General features: G+C 71.3%; 13 protein-coding genes. 6 read left to right on the plus strand and 7 right to left on the minus strand.

Translation table 11 applies throughout. The annotated features are described in order from the left end of the window. Positions 1-9 precede the first annotated feature (9 nt). From O7632_RS27870 to O7632_RS27880, 3 genes are all read right to left on the minus strand, one after another. Positions 10-447, minus strand: a complete 438-nt coding sequence (locus O7632_RS27870; protein WP_278118590.1) for a DUF5615 family PIN-like protein — start codon at positions 445-447, stop codon at positions 10-12. Continuing rightward, positions 447-1082, minus strand: coding sequence for a DUF433 domain-containing protein (locus tag O7632_RS27875; RefSeq protein ID WP_278118592.1), 636 nt, complete (start codon positions 1080-1082; stop codon positions 447-449). The genes O7632_RS27870 and O7632_RS27875 overlap by 1 nt, the downstream gene beginning before the upstream one ends. A 210-nt stretch (positions 1083-1292) precedes the next feature. Next, positions 1293-2696, minus strand: coding sequence for an NAD(P)H-quinone dehydrogenase (locus O7632_RS27880; protein ID WP_278118594.1), 1404 nt, complete (start codon positions 2694-2696; stop codon positions 1293-1295). A gap of 132 nt (positions 2697-2828) precedes the next feature. Between O7632_RS27880 and O7632_RS27885 the strand changes: the two genes are divergently transcribed. Beyond that, positions 2829-3284: a gamma-glutamylcyclotransferase family protein gene (locus O7632_RS27885; RefSeq protein WP_278118597.1), complete on the plus strand. Its 456-nt coding sequence runs from the start codon at positions 2829-2831 to the stop codon at positions 3282-3284. Between the two features lie 39 nt (positions 3285-3323). Here O7632_RS27885 and O7632_RS27890 read toward each other — a convergent pair whose 3' ends face one another. From O7632_RS27890 to O7632_RS27900, 3 genes are all read right to left on the minus strand, one after another. Then, positions 3324-4004: a hypothetical protein gene (locus tag O7632_RS27890; protein ID WP_347403648.1), complete on the minus strand. Its 681-nt coding sequence runs from the start codon at positions 4002-4004 to the stop codon at positions 3324-3326. Positions 4005-4095: 91 nt separating this feature from the next. Further along, positions 4096-5049, minus strand: a complete 954-nt coding sequence (locus O7632_RS27895; protein ID WP_278118600.1) for a hypothetical protein — start codon at positions 5047-5049, stop codon at positions 4096-4098. A gap of 16 nt (positions 5050-5065) precedes the next feature. Continuing rightward, on the minus strand, positions 5066-5695 hold the full coding sequence (locus tag O7632_RS27900) for an MBL fold metallo-hydrolase (RefSeq protein ID WP_278118602.1): 630 nt from the start codon (positions 5693-5695) through the stop codon (positions 5066-5068). A 121-nt stretch (positions 5696-5816) separates the two neighbouring features. Between O7632_RS27900 and O7632_RS27905 the strand changes: the two genes are divergently transcribed. Beyond that, positions 5817-6905 carry a DUF4349 domain-containing protein gene (locus O7632_RS27905; protein ID WP_278118604.1) on the plus strand — a complete coding sequence of 363 codons (1089 nt, stop codon included), beginning with the start codon at positions 5817-5819 and terminating at the stop codon, positions 6903-6905. A 97-nt stretch (positions 6906-7002) separates the two neighbouring features. Here the strand turns inward: O7632_RS27905 and O7632_RS27910 are convergent, their stop codons facing one another. Next, the gene (locus tag O7632_RS27910) at positions 7003-8262 is read right to left on the minus strand and encodes an amidohydrolase (RefSeq protein ID WP_278118606.1); all 1260 of its coding nucleotides are present in this window, start codon (positions 8260-8262) and stop codon (positions 7003-7005) included. Between the two features lie 517 nt (positions 8263-8779). On the opposite strand from O7632_RS27910, the gene O7632_RS27915 reads away from it, so the two are divergent. The 4 genes from O7632_RS27915 to O7632_RS27930 all read left to right on the plus strand — a co-directional run bounded on the left by O7632_RS27915 (position 8780) and on the right by O7632_RS27930 (position 15218). Beyond that, the gene (locus O7632_RS27915) at positions 8780-10882 is read left to right on the plus strand and encodes a protein kinase (protein ID WP_278118608.1); all 2103 of its coding nucleotides are present in this window, start codon (positions 8780-8782) and stop codon (positions 10880-10882) included. A gap of 4 nt (positions 10883-10886) precedes the next feature. Next, positions 10887-12596 (plus strand): phospho-sugar mutase, encoded by a 1710-nt coding sequence (locus O7632_RS27920; RefSeq protein WP_278118609.1) that lies wholly within the window; start codon positions 10887-10889, stop codon positions 12594-12596. 82 nt (positions 12597-12678) lie between these two features. Next, a complete protein-coding gene (locus tag O7632_RS27925; protein ID WP_278118611.1) occupies positions 12679-14682 on the plus strand; it encodes a hypothetical protein in 2004 nt (667 codons plus the stop codon). A 44-nt stretch (positions 14683-14726) separates the two neighbouring features. After that, the gene (locus O7632_RS27930) at positions 14727-15218 is read left to right on the plus strand and encodes an 8-oxo-dGTP diphosphatase (protein WP_278118612.1); all 492 of its coding nucleotides are present in this window, start codon (positions 14727-14729) and stop codon (positions 15216-15218) included. Positions 15219-15236: the final 18 nt, after the last annotated feature.

Below are 15236 nucleotides of genomic sequence, written 5' to 3' on the forward strand. Positions count from 1 at the left end.
GGACGGCGTTCAGCGCGGCCGGTATCGCGGAGGGTTTCGGCGCGGATCGATGATCTCGTAGCGTTTTCTCGTGGGGTCGATCCCCGTGACGTGCACGAGGCGCTGCCCGTCCGCGTTGCTCAGGATGTCGATCACGCCCGGCATGGCGGCTACGAGGCTTCCGACGGCGATGGCAAGCCCATGCAGGCCAGGATGACGTTGGTTGTAGGAGATGCGGTGGATCCCTGACTTCTTGACCTCGCGACACTCGTCAGGATCGGCCATTTGTGCGGCGTCGTTGGTGACGATCGCCTCGTAGCCCGCTCTCCGCGCGTCGCGGTAGATCTTGTCGTCGGGCTTGCCGGACCACTTGATCAGGTGGACATGGTCGACGTCGTGACCCCGTAAGACGTGCTTGAGAACATCGACGACCTGACGAGGGACATCTTCGTCAAGAAGTATGTGCATTATGCCGATTTCCGCCTGGAGGTCCGTTCTACGTAGTCAGCGAACGAGGCGGCGTCGCGGGCCGCGGCTGCGGTGACGCCGGGATAGAAGTCCTTGACTTCTTCAGGCGGTACGCCGTCCCGGACGAGACCTGCGACCAACTCGTAGTTGACCCGGGTCCCGGCGACGACGGGATGACCACCGCGGACCGTCGGCCGCACGGAGATTCGCTGGCGAGGCCGGGTCAGGTTGGGGACCTCCATGTCTCCAAGCGGGAAGGACTGGAGCACGTCGCCAAGCTTGATCACGGTCAACTGCTGTCCCGGCTTGTCGACCAGGTCGATCGCCCCTTCACCGTCTTCTTGGACGAGCGCGATACTCCGTCGACCCTGCTCGACGAGCTTGTACCGCGAGAGGTGGTCGACCTCGACGATCTCGCGAAGGTTGTTCAGCGCCCGCCGGATGGTCTGGAGCGGTCGCTTCTCTCGCAGCAGGACGAAGGCGCGCAGGGCGATGATGTCGCGGAACGAATAGAGGATGGGTCGCTCGGCCGACACCTCGGGGACCAGGATCTGGTCTTGCCCTCGTCGCCAGTAAGACAGCTGTCCGACCGTGGCGCCGGACAGCGCGGAAGCCATGCGCGGTTCGTACGCCATGCACATCAGAATGTCACATCAGGCAGGGCGCGCACCTACCCAGTCACCAGCATGTCGGGTGGGGGCGGGCTGCCGGCACGGGACCTGCCGGCAGCCCGGGCGCTCCGCGGCCACCGGGAACGGGGGGAAATCCGGGGGCAGCGGATGTTGCCGCGTCAACGGTACGTCGTCCTGCCTGTTCTCCGCCGCCCCGGATTCGTCTTCGGTTGGTCACTCTTCGTCGTTCCACATCAGCTGACGTGCGGCTTCAGCGATTGATCCGGACAGAGAAGGATAAATTGTGATTGTGTGAGCTAGCTGACTCACCGTCATGTGGTTCTCGACCGCGACCGTGATCGGCATGATCAACTCGCTGGCCTTGGGCGCCACGACCACGCCGCCGATGATCTGTCCGCTGGCCGGGCGGCAGAACAGCTTGACGAAGCCGTCGCGCAGGTCGGCCATCTTGGCCCGCGCGTTGCCGGCCAGCGGCAGCATCACCTGCCGGGCCTGCACCCGGCCGTCGTCGACCTCGTCCTGGGACACCCCGACGGTGGCCAGCTCCGGGTCGGTGAAGACGTTCGCCGCGACCGTCCGCAGCCGCAGCGGCACCACCGCCTCGCCGAGCGCGTGCCACATAGCGATCCGGCCCTGCATCGCGGCGACGCTGGCCAGCGGCAGCACGCCAGTGCAGTCGCCGGCGGCGTAGATGCCGGGCACATTGGTCCGCGACACCCGGTCGACCGGGACGTGGCCGCTGTCGGAGACGGTCACCCCGTACTCGGCCAGACCGAGGCCGGCGGTGTTGGGCACCGAGCCGACCGCGATCAGCGCGTGCGAGCCGGTGACCGTACGGCCGTCGCTGAGCCGCACCTCGACGGCGTCGCCGGCCCGGATGACCGCGTCGGCCCGCGAGTTGTTGAGGATGGTCATCCCCCGAGCCCGGAACACCTGCTCGATCGCCATCGCGGCGTCGGCGTCCTCGTGCGGCATCACCCGGTCACGGCTGGAGACCAAGGTCACCCGTACGCCCATCGCCAGGTAGGCGCTGGCGAACTCGGCACCGGTCACGCCGGAGCCGACCACGATCAGATGCTCGGGCAGCTCGGGCAGGTCGTACACCTGCCGCCAGGTCAGGATCCGTTCGCCGTCCGGTACGGCGGTAGGCAGCTTCCGGGGGGTGGCGCCGGTGGCGACCAGTACGGTCGACGCGGCGATCGCGTACTCAGCGTCACCGTCGGCCGGGGTGACCAGCACCCGGTGGGTGTGACCGAGCGTATCCTCACCGAGCCGCGCTGTGCCGGCGACGAAGGTGACGCCGGCCTTGACCAGTTTGTTGTGCACATCGGCCGACTGAGCCAGTGCGAGCCGCTTGACCCGGTCGTGCACCGCCGCCGCGTCGACGGTGACGGCTTCCAGTCCGTCCGAGTGGATCCCGAACTCCTCGGTGTCCCGATAGCCGGTGACCACCTCTGAGCTGGCGATGAACGTCTTCGACGGGACGCAGTCGGACAGTACGCAGGCACCGCCCGCGCCGTCGGCCTCCACCACCGTGACGTCGGCCCGCAACTGCGCCGCGACCAGCGCCGCTTCGTAGCCGGCCGGGCCGCCGCCGATTATCACTATCCGCTTCAAAACGACTTTCTCCCCAAATCTGACTTATGCTTCCTGATCGGCCGTCCGGGCTCGACGTCCGACCAACTGCCTGACACGCGACACGCTCACTCGTATTCTCCCCCACCCCTCCGGCGGGCTATCGTCATCGCCGTGCGTCATTACGCCGCGTATGGCTCAAACCTCGACCCCGCTCGGATGCGTGCTTACTGTCCGCATTCGCCCATGGTGGGCACCGGCTGGCTGGAAGGCTGGCGGCTCACGTTTGCCGGCGAGGGGGTGATCGGTTGGGAAGGCGCGGTGACCACCATCGTGGAGTCGCCCGGTGACCGGGTCTTCGTCGCACTCTACGACGTCCACCCCTGGGACGCCGCCCAGCTCGACGAAGTCGAGGGTGCCCTCGCCAGCACCTACCGCCGGTTGACCGTCCGGGTGGCCACCCTGGACGGCGAGGTGACCGCCTGGGTGTACGTCTTCGACGGCTACGAGGGCGGACTGCCGACCGCCTGGTACCTGTCGGAAATCGCCAACGCGGCGGAGAAGGCCGGCGCGCCGGACGACTACGTCGCCGAGCTGCGCGCCCGACCCACCCGTACCGCCACGCCCTGACGCCCCGGCGGGCCGCGCCGAGACGGCCGTCGCCGTCGCTCACCGGACGTGGTCGGCGGCTCCGTCGAGCAGGGTCACCAGTTCCTTGCGCTGCGCGGCGGTGAGCACCGTGAACGCCTGACCGGCCAGCCGGTTCGTCATCTGTTCCGCCCACACCCGGCGGCGGATCAGCGATCCCGTCGGCGGCCACGGTGGTGCCCACCCCGCCGCGATCGCGCCGTCCGGCCCGTCCGGTCCGGTGAGGATCGCCTCCAACGGCGTCAACCCCGCCACCCGTACGGCGAGCAGATGCACGCCCACCCGGTGTTCGACCAACAGTCGGACCACGGCGGCGGCCCGTGCGCCAGCGGAGTCGTCCGGACAGGGCGTCGCCCGCCAGGCGGCGAACAGCGGCAGGCCGGTGGCGTCGGCGCTGTCCACCACCTGGTCGGCCAACTCGGTCAGCCGTGCCACGTCCGGGTAGTCGCCGAGTCGCTCGACACCCCACCGGCAGCACTCGGCCAGGCTCATCGCGGCGACCTCCGCCGGCGTGCTGGCCGCGCGGGCGGCTTCCCAACCGTCCGCCACCGCGTCGACGGCGAGGAACCCGAGCGCGGCGGCGGCCGTCTGCGCTGACACCTCGCCCAGCACGCCGCCGCGGCCGGCGACCTGGTACGCCCAACCACCGAGGCCGAGTCGACGGCACCGCGCCAGGGCAGCGGGGCACTCGCTGTACGCCACACTCAATTCGTGCAGGCTGCGCCGGCACGCACCGGCTGCCTGATCCGGATTCACCGCGATCCGCCCTTCACCCGCCCGATCGACGTCACCGTCACCGGTCCGGCCCCTGTCCCGACAGGTCTTCCAACGCGGCCTGTACGTCGCCGACGTAGCGCCGGGCGGCGGTGGCCGCCCGTTCGGCCGTCTTGCGCGCCACCTTGCGGCGGGCGAGTTCCTGCTCGGCGGCGGAGCGTCGGCGCTCCCACTCAGCCACCGTCCGCTGTGCCTCGGCGACCGCTTCGGCGGCGTCGTGTTCGGCGGCGGCGGCTCGGGCGACGTCCGCCTGGGCGGCGCGCTGATCGGCCCGTGCGGTGTCGAGTTCGGCGGTGAGCCGGTCGCGGCGGCGGTCGAGTTCCCGCTGCGCGCGTTCGGCCCGCGCCTGCTCGGCCCGGGACGTGCCGGGCGGGCCCTGCTCGGCCCGGGACGTGCTGGGCGCGGCCTGCTCGGCCCGGGATCGGTCGGACGCGGCCGGTGCCGGGGCGACCTCGTCGTCCGGGCCGACCAGCCGCAGCCGGGGACGCGGCACCTCGCCGAACCCGGCGTAGTCGACGGCCCGGATCAACCGCCCGGAACGTACCTGCGCCGCGATCGACTCGTCGGCCAGGCTCGCCGACAGGGTCGCCTCGACCTCGGCCAGCGGCAGCTTGCCGGCGGCGGTCGCCGGATCCTGCTCGACCGCCAGGGTTCTCGCCTCGGCGACCAGCGCTTCGATCAACGCCCGGCGGCGGCCGGAGAGTTCTCGCAGCGCCGAGCCCTGCAGGTCGCGCTGCGCGGCCCGCAGTTCGCCGGCCAACTCCACCAGGCCACCGACCAGGTCGGCCCGGTGCCAGGCGAGCAGATTGACCAGCCAGGCGGCCACCGTCGGCTTGCGGAGTCCGGCGATCGCCCGCGCGGCGGCCGGGTCCGTGGACCGGGCGGTCGCCACCGCATCGGTACGGACCGCGACGAACCGCCCCGGTGGCAGCGTGTAAAGCTGCCGCACCACCTCCGTGGGTGCCTCCGTCACGCCGTGTCGCCTCCGCTCAGCGCAATGTGGTCCCGGCTGGCAGGCGAGCGTACTCGCAGCCGGCCAGTGTGGTCATGTTGCCGTCGGTCACCGTGTGTCCGGCGTCGTTGAGCAGGCCGTCGTGCAGGGCGATCGCCCGGCGGGGTGCGACGGACCGGACGAAGTCGACCGCCTCGGCGAGCTTGAGCCAGGGTGCCGACACCGGCACGAACAGGGTGTCCACCTCGGCGTCGGCCGGCACGTCGAACGAGTCCCCCGGATGGTAGACCGAATCGGCGACGAGGAATCCCAGGTTGGGCACGCGTGGAACGTCCGGGTGGATCTCGGCGTGCCAACCGCCGTACGCCCGTACCGGCATCCCGGCCGCCTCGAAGCTGTCCCCCGACTCGACCGTACGCACGACGTCGCCGAAGGACTCCAGCTTGGACCGTACGGCCGGATGGGTGTGGATGGTCACGGCGGGCCGGCGGGCCAGCGCGTCGGCGAGCTGGTCGACGTCGAGGTGGTCGAAGTGTTCGTGGGTGACGAGGACGGCGTCGACGCCGTCGAGCGCGGCCGGTTCGCTGAACGCGCCGGGATCGATCACCAGTACGGCACCGTCGTTTTCCAGCCGTACGCAGGAATGGCCGAACTTGGTCAATCGCATCGTGACTCCTTGACAACCGAATCGTGATCCGCCGGTTCGCAGTCTGCCGGAACCGCTGACCGCGCGCCGCGCGTCTGAGCGACAACGGGCGGCAACGTGAAACGAACGCGAGGAGAACCCTTTGATAGCGAACGGTAGGCAACGACGTCGGCAGGGCCACGGACGGCTCGCCGGCACCGTGACGGTGGCGGCGCTCGTCGGACTACTGACGGTGGCCGGATGCTCGGCGACGGATCAGTCCGGTGGCGACTCGGGTGAGATGGCGTCGCAGGCGGACGCCCCGGCGGCGGCCCCCTTCGCGGAGGGCCGTCCGGCCCAGGAAGAGGCGGGCGGCGGTGGTGAGGACGCCGCCAGGGAGGGCGCCGCAGCGCAGCCGGACGGGGCCCCGCCGGTCGATCTGCTGGTCGACTCCCGGTCGATCATCTACGCCGGGTCGATCACCGTACGGGTCGAGGACGTGACGGCGAAGGCCGGCGAGGCGGCGACGATCGCCAGCTCCGTCGGCGGTTTCGTCGGCCGCGACCAGCGATCGGAGTACGACTCGCACGCCCGCGCGACGCTGGAGCTGCGGGTGCCGGCGGCCGAGTTCGACGCGGTGATCGACCGGCTGTCCCGGCTGGGCGAGGAGGAACACCGGGAGCTGAGCACCCAGGACGTCACCGAGGAGGTGATCGACCTGGACGCCCGGATCGCCACCCAGGAGGCGCGGGTACGCAGTGGTCGCGCCCTGCTGGCCCGCGCCGAAACCCTCGCCGACCTGGTGATGCTGGAAAGTGAACTGGCCAAGCGGGAGGCGGACCTGGCGTCGCTGGAGGCGAAGAAGCGGCACCTGGCCGATCTCACCGCGCTGTCCCGGGTGACCGTCGAACTCGTCGGCCCGGACACCCCTCCGGCCGACGACGAGCCGGGGCTCGGTTTCCTGGCTGGTCTGGCCGCCGGCTGGGACGCGTTCGTCGCCTCGTTGCGGGTGCTGGTCACGGTGCTCGGGGCGCTGCTGCCCTGGCTGGTCGCGCTCGGCGTACCGGTGCTGGTGGTGGTGTGGCTGTTGCGCCGGTCCACCGGGCGGTCGCGCCGGGCCGAGCCGGCGCTGTCCGCCACCGCGCGGACCGATCCGGCACCGGCACCGGCACCGGCACCGGCACCGGCACCGGCGACACCTACGCCGCGTGAACCGACCGACGCGGAAAGCAAGGACCCGCAGACGCGGTGACGCCGCAGACGCGGTGACGGCCGTCCGGCGGCGACGGTCGTTACGGGGGCGGGCCGAGCGCGGTCCGCCCCCTGCGTGCGCGGCTCTCGACGAGAGTTCAGTCCGCCTCGGCGGCCTGCAGCACGGTGTGCACGAGCAGTCGTGCGCCGACCGCGATCGCCCGCTCGTCCACGTCGAACGAGGCCCGGTGCAGGTCGCTGCCGGGTTCGGACCGACCGACGCCGAGACGCGCCAGGGCACCCGGCACGTACTCCAGATACCAGGAGAAGTCTTCGCCGCCCATGCTCTGCGGGGTGTCGGCGACAGCGGCGGTTCCCAGGGCTGCGCTGGTGGCGGCGGTGAGTACGCCGATCGCCGCCGCGTCGTTGATCACCGGCGGCCGGCCGCGCAGATATTCGATGTCGACGGTGGCCCCGGTCGGGGCGACCACCTCGCGGATGATCTGGGTGACGATCTCCGGTGCCGCGTTCCAGGTGGGGCGGTCCAGTACCCGCAGGGTGCCGGCGGCGCTGGCCTCGTTGGGGATCACGTTGTACTGGGTGCCGGCGGACGCCTGCCCGAAGACCAGCAGCAACCCGGAGTTGGCCGGGACCCGGCGGTTGACCAGGGCGGGGACCTCGGTGACGAGGCGGCCGAGGGCGTTGACCAGGTCGACGGTCAGGTGGGGGCGGGCGGTGTGTCCGCCGGGTCCGGACAGCCGCACGCTGATGTTGTCCGCCGCCGCGGTGATCGGTCCGACCCGCAGACCGACCTGGCCAACCGGCAGGTTGGGGTCACAGTGCAGGGCGAAGATCTGCGTGACGTCCTCCAGTCCGCCGGCGGCGATCACCTCCAGGGAGCCGCAGGGCAGGATTTCCTCGGCCGGCTGGAAGATGAGCCGGACCCGCTGGCGGAGCTCGCCACGGGCGGCGAGTTCGGCGAGCAGCATGCCGGTGCCGAGCAGTACGGTCGTGTGCACATCGTGCCCGCACGCGTGACAGACTCCCGCGACGGTCGACCGGTACGGCACGTCCTTGACGTCGGTCAGCGGCAGCGCGTCGATGTCGGCGCGCAGCGCGAGTACGGGTCCGTGCGCCATGCCGGCGTCGATGTCGCAGATGACGCCGTTGCCCTTGGGCAGGAGTCGGGCGGTGAGTCCCATGGCGGAGAGTTGGTGGGCGACGTAGGCGGCGGTCTCGAACTCGTGGCCGGACAGTTCCGGGTGGGCGTGCAGGTGTCGCCGGATCGCGGTCAGTTCTGGGCTGCGAGCGTCGAGCAACTTGTCCAGCCCGACTGGCAGGGGTTGGGTACCTGGCAGCGGATCGGGCCAGGACGACGCCATCTCGCTGCCGGTAGGCAACGTCAACGCACTCGTCACGTCAGATTCTCGATCACTGTGGATGGGATGGGACCCCGACAGCGTAGACCGGGGACGGTAACGCTGCGCAACATCATTCGGGTAGTGACCGCATCGCGTATTGTCATGGAATGCCTGGTAGAGGCGTTCAGACCGCTGCGGTCCGCCCCGATTGTCACTATCGAAGGCAGCCATGGGTCCCACACCTCCTACGGGGGGTAACGGTCGACGCGGCCAGCCGGTTGTCGGTTCGACCGAGAACTGACAGATATCCGACTCTTGATCTTCGTACCACCGGAGCCTGCGATCGTCGCGCGCGCGGACCACGACCCGGCGTCGGACCGCACGCCCGAAAGACGTTCCGGCACGGTGAGTGGTTCGGTACCGAGAGTCCGATCCGATGTACATTGGGCTATCACACAACCACACAGAGTGGACTTCTGACCAACCTCGGCCCGTGGCTTTCGTTCGGGCGGAGGACCCAGCAAGATAGAGGGGTTGCTTCCCCGGCCCCTCAATTCTCTCGGCGGCATTTCCTGTGACTCAGATTCCGACGTGGAGTGGCGGACCAGTTAGCTCTACCAGCGCACGAGCCGCACCCGGCACCACCATCGGTGGCCGGTATTCGCTACGTGCCGCTGTCGGGCACGGTGGCATGGGCACCGTCTGGCGAGCCTCCGACACCCTGCTCAGGCGCGACGTGGCGGTCAAGGAGGTCGTCCTTCCCCCGGGACTGGCCCCCTCCGACCGTGACGCGATGTACGAACGCACCCTGCGCGAGGCCCGCGCGGCCGCCGCGCTGCAGCACCCGGCCGTGGTCCAGGTCTACGACGTGGTGACCGAAGCCGGGCGCCCGTGGATCGTGATGGAACTGCTGGACGCCCGCAGCCTGGCGGACATGGTGATCGAGGACGGGCCGATCGCGCAGCGCGCCGTCGCCAAGATCGGCATCGCGTTGCTCGGCGCGCTGGAGGTCGCCCACGCGGTCGGCGTGCTGCACCGCGACGTCAAGCCGGCCAACGTCCTGATCTGCTCCGACGGTCGCTGCGTGCTCACCGACTTCGGCGTCGCCCGGATGCCCACCGACGTGCAGCTCACCACGCCCGGGATGGTGCTCGGCTCCCCGCACTTCATCTCCCCGGAGCGGGCGATGGGCCAGGACTTCGGACCACCGAGCGACCTGTTCTCCCTCGGCGTGACGCTCTACACCGCCGTGGAAGGTCGGCCCCCGTTCGACAAGGGCGACCCGATCGAGACCATGCACGCCGTCGTCGAGGATCCCCCGGCGGCGCCGGTCCGCTCCGGCCCACTCACCGAGGTGCTGTTCGGCCTGCTGGAGAAGGACCCGGCCCGGCGGTTCGACGTACCGACCGCCCGCAGCATGCTGCGCGAACTGCTCGCCGGCCCGCTGGCCAGCAAGGCGCCGGCCAACCTGGTGACCGATCCGTACGCCGTGGTCGCGGTCCAGCGCCCGCCGAGCTGGCAGCAGCAGGCCCCACCGGCACCGGCACCGGCCGCGCCGCAGCCGACCGGCCAGATCGGCGGCCGGGCGATGATCGGCCCCAACGAGTCGCTCACCGACCGGCTCGCCGAGCTGCGCAAGGCTGGCCGGCAGATGCCGTCCGCCGCCCAGTGGTCGGCCGCCGGTCTCGCCAACGCCAACCCGAACCAGCAGGCCGGACCGGTCAGCCCCGCCGGACCGACCCAGCACGTCGGGCCGGTCAGCCCAGCGGGTGTGCCCGGGCCCCGGGGACAGCAGGCGCCGCACGCCCACCGACCCGGATACCCGGCCCAGCCCGGACATCCGACCAGTCCGGCCGGGCCGGCGGCGCCGACCACTCGGCACGGCGATACGGGCAGTGACGCCCTGATCACCCCGACCGGGGCGATGCCGGCTCAGCCCTGGAGCGACGGACCACCCGGCTGGTCGTCGCCACCGTCGGACCAGCCGAAGACGATCGGCACCACCGCCGGGGCGATGCTGGACCGGGCAGTGGCCGGTGCCCGACAGACCAGCACCACGATGGTCACCACGATCAAAGGCTGGGACCGCAAGATCCAGGTCGGCGCGGCCGCCGGCGTCACCCTGCTGATCCTGCTCGCCTCGACGCTGCTGTTCAACGGCGGCGACGAGGACCCGGCCGGTCCGACCTTGTCGATACCGCAACCCACCGCCGAACCGGCACCGGCGTTCGCCACCAAGACAGTCGACGAGCGCGGCGTCAGCGTCAACGTCCCCGAGACCTGGGAAAAGGGGTCCGGCGGGTTGTTCGTCGACTTCACCGACCCGGAAGACAAGGGCCGCCGGGTACGGATCGTGGTCGAGCCGTTCGGCTCCGGCCCGCAACGCTGGGCCGAGGTCGCCGAGAACGGTCTGAAGAACCCCAAGTCGAAATCCTGCGCACGGCCGTACGTCCAGCTCGGCATGACCGGCGAGGTCGAACTGGACGGGCGGGAGGCCGCCCAGTTCGAGTACACCTGCGGTGAAGGCGACGGAAAGCGGCACGGGGTGTGGCGGGCCATCGTCGCCAACGGCAAGGCGTACTCGTTCTACCTGACGACGACCGACGCCAGATTCGAGGAGAGCAAACCGATCTTCGACGAGATGGTCCGGTCCTTCCAGCTCACCGACGCGGGCTGACACCATGCCGGCGCTGGACCCCGACGCGCTGCGTACCCAGGTCGAGACCTGGCTCGCTGACGACCCGGACCCGGCGGCCCGCGCCGAGCTGCGCGAGCTGCTGGGCCGGTTGCCCGCCAGCGCCACCGAGTTGGCCGACCGGTTCGCCGGGCCGTTGACGTTCGGCACCGCCGGGCTACGGGGTCCGCTGCGGGCCGGCCCCAACGGGATGAATCTCAAGGTGGTCACCCGCGCCGCCGCCGGCCTGGTCACCTGGCTGGCCGCCGCCGGCGCGGGTGGTCCGCTGATCGTCGGCTATGACGCCCGGCACGGTTCCCGCGCGTTCGCGATCCGTACCGCCGAGGTCGCCACCGGCGCCGGACGGGACGCCTACCTGTTGCCCCGCCCACTGCCGACCCCGGTCCTGGCCCACGCGGTACGAGCCCTGGACGCCGTCGCCGGGGTGATGGTGACGGCGAGTCACAATCCGCCGCAGGACAACGGCTACAAGGTCTACCTCGGTGCGGCGCTCGGCGGCGTGGCGGGCACCGGCGCGCAGATCGTGCCCCCCGCCGATCAGGAGATCGAAGCCGCGATCCGGGCGGTCGGCACGCTCGCCGAGGTGCCGTTGGGCGGCCCGGGCAAGAGCCTCGACGAAGAGGTGCTGGCCAGTTACCTGCGAGGTGCCGCCGCCGTGGTGGAACCGACCACGGCGCGGACCTTGACCGTGGCGTACACCCCGCTGCACGGGGTCGGCGGCGAGGTGCTGCGGGCGGCGTTCGTCGGGGCCGGTTTCGCGCCGCCGCTGGTCGTGGCCGAACAGGCCGATCCCGATCCGGACTTCCCGACCGTGGCGTTCCCCAACCCGGAGGAGCCCGGCGCGATGGACCGGGTGATCGCGCTGGCCAGCGAGCACGACGCGGATCTCGCCATCGCCAACGACCCGGACGCCGACCGGTGCGCCGTCGCCGTACCGGTGCGGGCCGGGTCTGGTGCCCGGTCCGCCGACGGGTCGGGCACGGCGGCCGGGTGGCGGATGCTGCGCGGCGACGAACTCGGCGTCCTGCTCGCCGACCATCTGCTGCGCGGCGGCCGGCACGGCCGCTACGCCACCACGATCGTCTCGTCGTCGCTGCTGCGAGCCTTGTGCGCGGCCCGCGAGGAGCCGTACGCCGAGACCCTGACCGGCTTCAAATGGATCGTGCGGGCCGGTGACGACGACGAGCGGATCCCGTTGGTCTTCGGCTACGAGGAGGCGTTGGGCTACTGCGTCGCGCCGTGGCACGTCCGGGACAAGGACGGTGTCACCGCCGCGTTGGCCGTCGCGGAACTGGCGGCGCGGCTCAAGGCCGGCGGACGTGACCTGCTCGACCGGCTGGACGAACTGGCGGCGGAGTTCGGCGTCCACCAGACCGACCAGTTGTCGGTCCGGGTCGACGACCTCGACGAGATCGCCCGCGCGATGGCATACCTCCGGTCTCATCGACCGGCCACCCTGCTGGACGAGCCGGTGACCTCGTTCGAGGACCTGCGGCCCGGTGCCGACGTGGTCGTCGTACGGACCGCCGCCGCCCGGGTGGTCGTCCGTCCATCAGGGACGGAGCCGAAGCTCAAGGCCTACCTGGAAGTGGTTGAGCCGGTGGTCGACGGCGACGTCGCGCAGGCGCGGGAGCGGGCCGGCGCGGCCGTACGGGCGCTGCGAACGGAGACCGCCGCCGCCCTCAACTTGTGGTGATGTCCGGATAATTTGACAGGCGCGACCATACCGGATTTCTAATCGTTGACTAGGTATGCTGGCTCGCCGCTGTCTCGAACCGTTGACCGCTACGACACAGGGCCGCCGGTACGCGCTGCTCCCGTTCCACCGGCAGGTTCCCCTGCTCCGGCTGATCCACCATCCCGGCCGGGTCACCCTCTGCTGGCTGGCCCGTACGCTGCGCCCACCACGGCATCGGACGGCCGAGCCGATCCACCGCTGGACGATCGTGGACGGTCGGGTCGTCTCGGCCGTCGTCGACGACGACGTCACCCCACTGGCCGCCCACCAACGAAACCTGCACCTGGTGACCGCAGCGCTCACCCGGGCCGGAGTCGACCACTTCGTCATCCCGGCCAGTTCCGGTCTCCGCAGTCGGGTCGGCGTACCGGACAGCGCCCGCGCCGCCGCGCTCCAGGCGCTGGACGCCACCGCCGGGCTGCTGTTCGCGCCGCCCACGCCGGTACGGCCCGACCAGACCTACCCGGTACGGGGTCCGCGCCCGCGCCCCCGGTTGTCCCGCCGGTGGCGGCGGGCACCGGTCCTGCGGGCGTTCCAACCGGTGACCGGTTCGTCCGGCGAACTCGCCTACGGTGCCACCACCGCCTGCGACATCGAGTTCTGGTCCACCCAGGAGGGCGGGCAACTGCGTGCCCCCCGACCCAACGAGTGTGCCCGCGTGGTACCCGCCGACCCCGCCCCGGTACGGGTGGCCGAGTCCGACGTCACCGCCTTCGCGCCGGACGACCCGATCGCCCCGCACCTGACCCGGCCCGCTTTCGCGCGGCGATCCGCCCGGTGGCCGAACTTCCCGGTCGATCTGGTCTGCTGCTGGACCGACACCACCGACCCCCGCTGGCGGCTTCGGCGCCAACGCGCCCTGGCCGGGTCGGCCGGGTCGGCCGGCCCGGCCTCCGCCGCCGTACCCGGGCCGGAGCGCAGCCGGGCGGCACGCCACCGGCCGACACCGCCGACCGTGCCGGCCATCGGCTGGACCAGCACCGAAGAGCTGCGGCATCTGCTGCGCTCCGTGCACCTGCACGCCCCCTGGATCCGGCGGATCTTCCTGGTCACCGCAGGCCAGGTACCGACCTGGCTCGATGTGGAGCATCCCCGGCTGACGGTGGTCGACCACCGCGACCTGCTCGACGGCCGCGCGGTCGCGCCCACCTTCAACCCGTACGCGATCGAGTCGACGCTGCACGACATCGACGGGCTGGCCGAACGGTTCCTCTACCTGCCCGACGGCGTCTTCTTCGGCCGGCCGGTCACTCGGGAGACCTTCTTCCACGCCAACGGAGTTCCCAAGCTCGTCCTGACCGACGACGCCGCACCGGTCACCGAGGTCTGCCGGCAGGTGATCCTCGACCAGTTCGACCGTACGGTCGACGCGCCCGCGCCGACCGATCTGCCGCTGCCGCTGCGCCGCTGCACCCTCGCCGAGATCTGCGCCAGTGTGCCGGATCTGGTGGACCGGATCCGGTGCCACCAGTTCGCCCAACCCGACGACGTGTCGCTGGTCCGTACGCTGCACCACCCGTGGTCGTTTCTGCGCGGGACCGGCGTACCCGGCGAACTCCGCCGGCTGACGGCGAACCTCGCTGATCGGGCCACGCCGCTGCGGCTGCACCGGCTGCTCGACGAGCGCGACCATGACGCCTTCCGCCTGGTCCACCCCGAGCCGCGGGTCAGCCAGCTGGCGGACGACTTTCTGACCCGGTACCTGCCGGTCAGGTCACCGTACGAGGTTGCCGAGGAGGTCGCCGCCACCCGGGCACCGTTCACCGCCACCGAACTCGCCCAGCGGTTGCTGCGCCCGCCGGTCGGTCGTTTCCCGGCGGGCCCACTGGTCCGACTCGTCCCGGCGGAGCTCGGCCCTGCCGAACCCGCCCCGACGGAACTCGTCCCGGCGGAGCTCGCCCCGGCGGAGCTCGCCCCGGCGGAGCTCGCCCCGGCGGAGCTCGCCCCGGCAGCCGAGGTTCCGCACCAGGAGACCCGCTACCCCGATTGGCGCGAGCCGGACCTGTCCCGTCCGGAGGCACTCGCCGGCCGGCGCTGCGGCTGACCGGCCCGGACAGCTGCCGAATCCAGGTCACCTAGAGTGGCCAGGTGCAGGCGATCATCGCAACCCTGGGCTACGTACTCTCGGCAGACGGTAAGCAGGTCCTGATGCTGCGCCGAGACACCCGCCCGGACGACATCCACTACGGCTACCACAACGGGCTCGGCGGCAAGCTCGAACCCGGCGAGGACGTGGTCAGCGGGATGCGCCGCGAGGTCCGGGAGGAGTCCGGGCTGGAGTGCGAGCGGGTGGAGCTGGCCGGCACCGTCTCCTGGCCCGGCTTCGGCCGCAACGGGGAGAACTGGTTCGGCTTCCTGTTCCGGATCCCGGCCTGGTCCGGCCAGCCACACGACACCTGTCCGGAGGGGACGCTGGTCTGGAGCGACCTGGCCGACGTACTGGCCGGTCGGGTGCCGATGTGGCCCAGCGACCGGCACTTCCTGCCGCTGGTCTTCGCCGCCGAGCCGACCGTGTTCCACGGTGTCATGCCGTTCGCCGACGGGGCCGCGACCAGCTGGAGCTGGACCGCCGCCGGTTGAGCCAGGCAATCGGCGACG

Source organism: Solwaraspora sp. WMMD406, from assembly GCF_029626025.1.
GTDB lineage: Bacteria > Actinomycetota > Actinomycetes > Mycobacteriales > Micromonosporaceae > Micromonospora_E.

What these genes read in the sequence shown, in the direction of transcription:
- O7632_RS27920 (WP_278118609.1), top strand. Translation starts at nt 10,887, where the DNA reads ATGCCGGCGCTGGACCCCGACGCGCTGCGTACCCAGGTCGAGACCTGG.
- O7632_RS27900 (WP_278118602.1), bottom strand. Translation starts at nt 5,695, where the DNA reads ATGCGATTGACCAAGTTCGGCCATTCCTGCGTACGGCTGGAAAACGAC.
- O7632_RS27875 (WP_278118592.1), bottom strand. Translation starts at nt 1,082, where the DNA reads ATGGCGTACGAACCGCGCATGGCTTCCGCGCTGTCCGGCGCCACGGTC.
- O7632_RS27870 (WP_278118590.1), bottom strand. Translation starts at nt 447, where the DNA reads ATGCACATACTTCTTGACGAAGATGTCCCTCGTCAGGTCGTCGATGTT.